6 protein-coding genes are annotated in these 6071 nt (G+C 67.3%); 3 read left to right on the forward strand and 3 right to left on the reverse strand.

Going from position 1 to position 6071, the window contains the following annotated elements; all coding sequences use genetic code 11:
- The coding region (locus ELR45_RS02890) for an alpha-mannosidase (protein WP_205855746.1) at positions 1-2511 on the forward strand (2511 nt) is incomplete at its 5' end.
- A gap of 65 nt (positions 2512-2576) precedes the next feature.
- On the opposite strand, the gene ELR45_RS34460 is transcribed toward ELR45_RS02890, so the two are convergent.
- The gene (locus tag ELR45_RS34460; RefSeq protein ID WP_165367419.1) at positions 2577-2738 is read right to left on the reverse strand and encodes a hypothetical protein; all 162 of its coding nucleotides are present in this window, start codon (positions 2736-2738) and stop codon (positions 2577-2579) included.
- A 222-nt stretch (positions 2739-2960) separates the two neighbouring features.
- On the opposite strand from ELR45_RS34460, the gene ybaK reads away from it, so the two are divergent.
- On the forward strand, positions 2961-3464 hold the full coding sequence (gene ybaK, locus ELR45_RS02895; RefSeq protein WP_129663235.1) for a Cys-tRNA(Pro) deacylase: 504 nt from the start codon (positions 2961-2963) through the stop codon (positions 3462-3464).
- Between the two features lie 74 nt (positions 3465-3538).
- On the opposite strand, the gene ELR45_RS02900 is transcribed toward ybaK, so the two are convergent.
- Positions 3539-4417: a class I SAM-dependent methyltransferase gene (locus ELR45_RS02900; protein ID WP_205855747.1), complete on the reverse strand. Its 879-nt coding sequence runs from the start codon at positions 4415-4417 to the stop codon at positions 3539-3541.
- Between the two features lie 63 nt (positions 4418-4480).
- Between ELR45_RS02900 and ELR45_RS02905 the strand changes: the two genes are divergently transcribed.
- Complete coding sequence (locus ELR45_RS02905; RefSeq protein ID WP_205855748.1) at positions 4481-5098, forward strand: CGNR zinc finger domain-containing protein; 618 nt, start codon at positions 4481-4483, stop codon at positions 5096-5098.
- Between the two features lie 77 nt (positions 5099-5175).
- On the opposite strand, the gene ELR45_RS02910 is transcribed toward ELR45_RS02905, so the two are convergent.
- Positions 5176-5805, reverse strand: coding sequence for a DUF4937 domain-containing protein (locus ELR45_RS02910; protein WP_129663239.1), 630 nt, complete (start codon positions 5803-5805; stop codon positions 5176-5178).
- Positions 5806-6071: the final 266 nt, after the last annotated feature.

Here is a 6071-nt window from a genome sequence, read left to right on the forward strand (position 1 = left end):
CCGCGTCGCTGGGAGATCCTGCACGCCATCGGCCGGGCGCTGGACGCCGTCGACCTGCAGGACGTCAACGCCACCGCGGCCGCCGCCCGTGAGGTGCTCGCCCCGGCACTGGCCGCCCCGGCGAACGCCTCGGCGCACCAGGTGTCCGCCGTCGGGCACGCGCACATCGACTCGGCCTGGCTGTGGCCACTGCGCGAGACGGTGCGCAAGGTGGCCCGCACCGCGTCGAACACGGTGAACCTCATGGACGAGCACCCTGAGTACGTCTTCGCCATGTCCCAGGCGCAGCAGCTGGCCTGGATCAAGGAGCACCGCACCGAGGTCTTCGACCGGGTCAAGGAGAAGATCGCCGACGGCCAGTTCATCCCGGTGGGCGGCATGTGGGTCGAAGCCGACACCAACATGCCCGGCGGCGAGGCGATGGCGCGACAGTTCGTCTACGGCAAGCGGTTCTTCGCCGAGGAGTTCGGCATCGAGACCGAGGAGGTCTGGCTGCCCGACTCGTTCGGCTACTCCGCCGCGCTCCCCCAGCTGGTCCGGCTGTCCCGGTCGCGCTGGTTCCTGACCCAGAAGATCTCCTGGTCGCAGTCGAACAGGTTCCCGCACCACTCGTTCTGGTGGGAAGGGCTCGACGGCACCCGCGTCTTCACCCACTTCCCGCCGGTGGACACCTACAACAGCGAGTTCTCCGGCAAGGAGATGGCGCACCTGGTGCGCAACTTCCGGGACAAGGGCGCGGCCCGCCGGTCGCTGGTGCCGTTCGGCTACGGCGACGGCGGCGGTGGCGCCACCCGGGAGATGCTCGCCCGCGCCGCCCGGCTGCGCGATCTGGAGGGCTCGCCGCAGGTCACCATCGAGCCACCTGCCCAGTTCTTCGCCAAGGCCGAGGCGGACTATCCGAACGCACCGGTGTGGCTCGGCGAGCTCTACCTGGAGTATCACCGCGGCACCTACACCTCGCAGGCCAAGACCAAACAGGGGAACCGCCGCAGCGAGCATCTGCTCCGCGAGGCCGAGCTCTGGGCCGCCACCGCATCTGTCCGCGCTGGGTTCGCCTACCCGCACGAGCAGCTCGACCGGCTGTGGAAGACCGTCCTGCTGCACCAGTTCCACGACATCCTGCCCGGCTCCTCGATCGCCTGGGTCCACCGCGAAGCGGCCGACACCTACGCCGCCGTCGCCGACGAGCTCACCAGCATCATCACCGACGCCCAGCGTGCCCTGGCCGGCGACGGCAACCAACCGGTCATATTCAACGCCGCCGCACACGAACGCTCCGGCATCGCCGCCGGCGGCGCCCGGGTTGTCGGCGCGCCGGTTGACGGCGCACCGGTTGACGGCGCACCGGCAGCCGGCGCCACCATCACTGTCCAGCGTGGCGGAATCAGCAGCGTCGCGGAGTCCGGCAGCGATGACACCGTCAGCAGCGAACCCCACGACGGCGGGTGGATCCTGTCCAACGGGCAGCTGCGCGTCGTCGTCGATGCACGCGGCCTGGTGACCTCCGTCGTCGAGCGCGAGACCGGGCGCGAGGCGATCGCTGCGGGCACCGCCGCGAATCTGCTCCAGCTCCACCCCGACCTGCCGATCCAGTACGACGCGTGGGACATCGAGTCGTACTATCGCAACACCGTCACTGACCTGACCGACGTCGAGACGCTGGACATCGTCAAGTCCACCGACGTCACCGTCCGCGTCACCCGCCGGGTCGGCCAGTCGACGCTGGTCCAGAAGATCACGCTGCAGCCGGGCAGCCGGGTGGTCGACTTCAGCATCGACGCCGACTGGTACGAGACCGAGACCCTGCTCAAGGCGGCGTTCCCGCTGGACGTACGGGCGGACGTCTCGTCGTCGGAGATCCAGTTCGGTCACGTCAAGCGGCCCACCCACACCAACACCTCGTGGGAGGCCGCCAAGTTCGAGATCTGCGCACACCGCTACCTGCACGTCGCCGAACCAGGCTGGGGCGCGGCGCTGGTGAACGACTCCACCTACGGCCACGACGTCACCCGCGACGTGCGCGATGACGGCGGGACCACCACCACGGTGCGGCTGTCGCTGCTGCGTGCGCCCCGATTCCCCGACCCGGAGACCGACCAGGGCAGGCATTCGATGAGCTACGCCCTCGTCCCCGGCGCCCAGATCACCGACGCGGTCCGCGAGGGTTACCGCATCAACCTTCCGGAACGGGTTGTCGGCGGTTCACACGACGTGCTGCCGCTGATCACCATCGACAACGACGACGTGGTCGCGGAGGCCATCAAGCTCGCCGACGACGGTTCCGGCGACGTCGTGGTCCGGCTCTACGAGTCGGCCGGCGGGCAAGCCGCGGCACGGGTGACCACTGGGTTCCCGGTCTCTACAGCCACCACCACCGACCTCCTCGAACGCCCCGACAACGGCGGGCAGCTGGACATCGAGCGCGACCCGGCCGATGCGACGTCCAGCGGCACGGTGCAGCTGCGCCTGCGCCCGTTCCAGATCCTCACGCTCCGCTTCGCCCGCACCTAGACGGATTTCGCGAGGCTCGGTTCACCTCCGTTCCGGACGCCTGCGGCACGCCGTAGGCGTCCGGATCAGCGAGCGGGTGACTGTCGAACCTCGCCCATCGTCTCGGCCGCCTGGTAAGCCGCGGTCTCCGTTTCAATGCGGGTACGTGCGCGGTCACGCGCCTCGTCGCTAACGGGCCGCTTGGCCTTGACATCTTCCCACTTGAGAAACGTTGTTTCAGAACTCATCGCAGTTCGTAATCCTCTCAATGAAGATGGTGTTTGAGCGGTCGAAGGCTCGTTACGGCACGGCGCCGACAGTACTCTCCTGCTTTCGACATCGCATAGAGCATCGCCAGCGTCACCGGCCAGCCGACCGAGTGGGTGGTTCCACGTGGCCCTGCCCCGTGACCGACCAGACCAATCCAAACGCTGTAAAAGTTAGTTGACTGGCTGCGTCAGAATAGGTCGGTGAGCAAGAAGAAGCGGACCAGCAAGGGCACACCCGCGACCGTCGCGCTCGACCAGGCCGGCGTGCCGTACACAGCTCGCCCGTACGATCACAACCCCGACGCCGAGTCCTTCGGGCTGGAGGCGGCCGAACTCCTCGGGGTCGCGCCGGAACGGGTGTTCAAGACACTGATGGCCGAAGTCGACGGCGACCTTGTCATCGGCATCGTTCCGGTCTCCGGTTCGCTTGATCTCAAGGCGCTCGCCGCGGCCGTCGGCGGTAAACGTGCCGGCATGGCCGACGTCGCCACCGCGGAGCGGGTGACCGGGTACGTCGTCGGTGGGATCAGCCCGCTCGGACAGCGCAGACGGTCACAGACCGTCCTCGACGACAGCGCACTCGGCTACGAGACCATCTACGTCTCCGGCGGGCGGCGCGGCCTGGACATCGAGCTGACGCCGGATGACTTGGTCAAGCTCACCGACGCCACGACTGCGCCGATCGGCCGCCCCACGTCCCCATGATCATCAACCGCTGGACCCATCATGGCCGGTCCAACGGTTGATGATCATGGGGCCAGTTTCCCGCGACTCAGGTCTTAGCGGATGGCGACGAGGACGTGGTCATCGCCGACCTGCCATAACGGGGCTGCGCTGACATATCCCGCCGCCGTCAACATCTCGATGTGGTCGGTCACGGTAAGCCCGTTGCCGTCATGACTGATGCCGTCGCCCGCGCTCTCAGCCGAACCGCCGTTGGCTGAGCGGCGCGCACCGTCCATGCCGGCGCCGTCACTGGCTGCGCTCGGCGTGAACTGGTCTCGTGCGGCAATCCAGTGCGCACGCTGCTGAGCGAGTCCAGCCAGCGCGGGCTCGGCGAGAATGTCGTCCCACCACGCCCGCCAGTCCTCGTTGTCCCGGACTCCAGCACGGTCGGCCCGCCGCTCGCGGACGACCATCGCCAACGTCTGCAGCCGCTGGTCGGACAGGCCGAGATGGTCACCGTTGACCAACACTCCTCCGGGCGCGGTCAGTGAGGCGAGGTCACGGTAGAGCTGCGCGAGGTGCTCTGAAGACAGCCAGTGCAGGGCGGTCGTCGACACAGCAGCGTGGATCACATCCGGGATGTGCGTCCGCCAGGATGCACCGGCCAAGTCGGCGTCCGCCCACTCGATGGCGTCGCCGTAGTGCACACGCCCCAGTCCGAGCAGCAGCGGATCCGAGTCGATGCCGATAATCCTCGCCTGCGGCAGGCGCTCACGCAGGCGTGCCGAGAGAGAACCGGGCCCGCACCCGAGGTCGACGATGACCGGCGTCTCGACCTCATCCAGCGCCGCCTCCACCACGTCGGCGATCACCGCGAACCGTTCCTCACGATCTGCGATGTAGTGCTCCTGCTGAACGTCCCACCGCTGCATCCAGGTCTGAGCCAGGTCCGGCGAGACGATCGCCGTGTCACCGCTGTCCACTATCTGCACTCCGTTACTGTCGATATCGTGATAGACAGTGATGACACTATCCCCGAAAGGATGACTGGTCAAGTGGACTTTGACAGTCACACGAGTGATGTCGTGCGAGCCGCCGTAGGCGCAGTCAACCTGCTGACATCCGGATACATAGGCGGGCGAGAGTACTCCGCGGCACCGTCCACCGACGACGTCCGGGAGGTGCTGTACCCGCATCGAGCCGACCACACCTCCGACATCTCCGAATCGGATATCGACCAGCTCAGCGAGTACGCCAGTCGGTTGCGCAGCGTCTTCATCGCCGCCGACGACGGCCGGTTTGACGACGCGTGCGAGCAGACCAATGCACTTCTGAAGGAGACCCAGGCAGCCCCCGTGCTCGCCCGGCACGACGACGAGCCCTGGCACCTGCACTTCCACGCGATCGACGCGGGCTGGGCGCGCAGCTGGGCTGCCTCCATGGCCACCGCGCTCGCCGTCGTACTGGGCAACCCGATGTGTGATCGGCTCGGGGTGTGCACCGCGTCGGCGTGCGACCGCGTGTTCGTCGACACCTCTCGCAACGGGACGAAACGGTTCTGCTCGACCGCATGCCAGAACCGCGCAAAGGCCGCCGCCTTCCGAGCCCGCCAGCGCGCTGTCGATGCATCGGTGCAAGGATCCGTCCGGCACGTGCGCCAGGCTCACCTCTGAGGCCCCGAGCGGTATCGCCGACGATCGCTAGGGTGCGGACCACACCGATCGTCGGCGCTCTTGATGAACGACGAGCTCTACCCCAGCAGTTCAGCGCCCTGGAACGTCCATTCCGGCACGACCTGGATCAGCTCACCCGTGATCGAGGCGAGGTCATCCGCGGCTCCAGATCGCACTCGAAGATCGGGAAACATCTGCTCGACGTACCGCTGATGGTCGGCGACCGAGCGCCACAGCGTCACCACCAGAAACTCGTTCTCCGCCTGCCGGGAGAAGCTGCCACCCAGCATGCCCTCAGCCATCTCCATTCCCGGGTTCCACACGCGCTGCTGCACGTCGACGAAATGCTCCACCCGCTCCGGCCGGACGAAACAATGCGCCACCCGAATCGCACCTGCCGCTGTGAGCCGAGCCGGCAACGGGCGGGCGATGTCGCGTTGATGATCGAACATGCCCGCATGCGCGGAGGTATAGGTGCCGCGCTGATCGGCAGCGAGATCATCGTGGGGTCCGGCCATGAACTCCTCGTACTTCTGCCGAGCCGTCCAGCAGCCAAGGATGTGCGCATGGTTTGACTGCTTCTGACCCCAACCGCCGACTTGGCCGAGGAGACCGGCCTGTTGTCCGCGCAGGCGGCTCCAGCCCTGTTGCCCCCGACCGAAGCCGACGGGATCGTGCACGTCACAGCTGAACCACTTCACCAACACGCCGACACTCTACGAGGTGCCCGTACCGGGCAATGCCGCGCATGACGACGGCACATGCTGTGACACCTGGCCGCGGCAGGCGGCCGGCGTGTTCATCACGAGGAGCGGTTCATCGTCGGATGATGAATGGGCGAGACGTCGCGATTATGGAGCATGCAACAATATGTCCGCCAAGGGGTCGCGCGAATAGGGGCGCCGGTTAAGCGAGCGGGGCATCCGCGCCCGGCTCGCAAGGCGGAGGAGGGAGGCGCACTGGGGTTTGTGCG

The organism is Phytoactinopolyspora endophytica (genome assembly GCF_004138495.1).
In the GTDB taxonomy this organism is placed as follows: Bacteria; Actinomycetota; Actinomycetes; order Jiangellales; family Jiangellaceae; genus Phytoactinopolyspora; species Phytoactinopolyspora endophytica.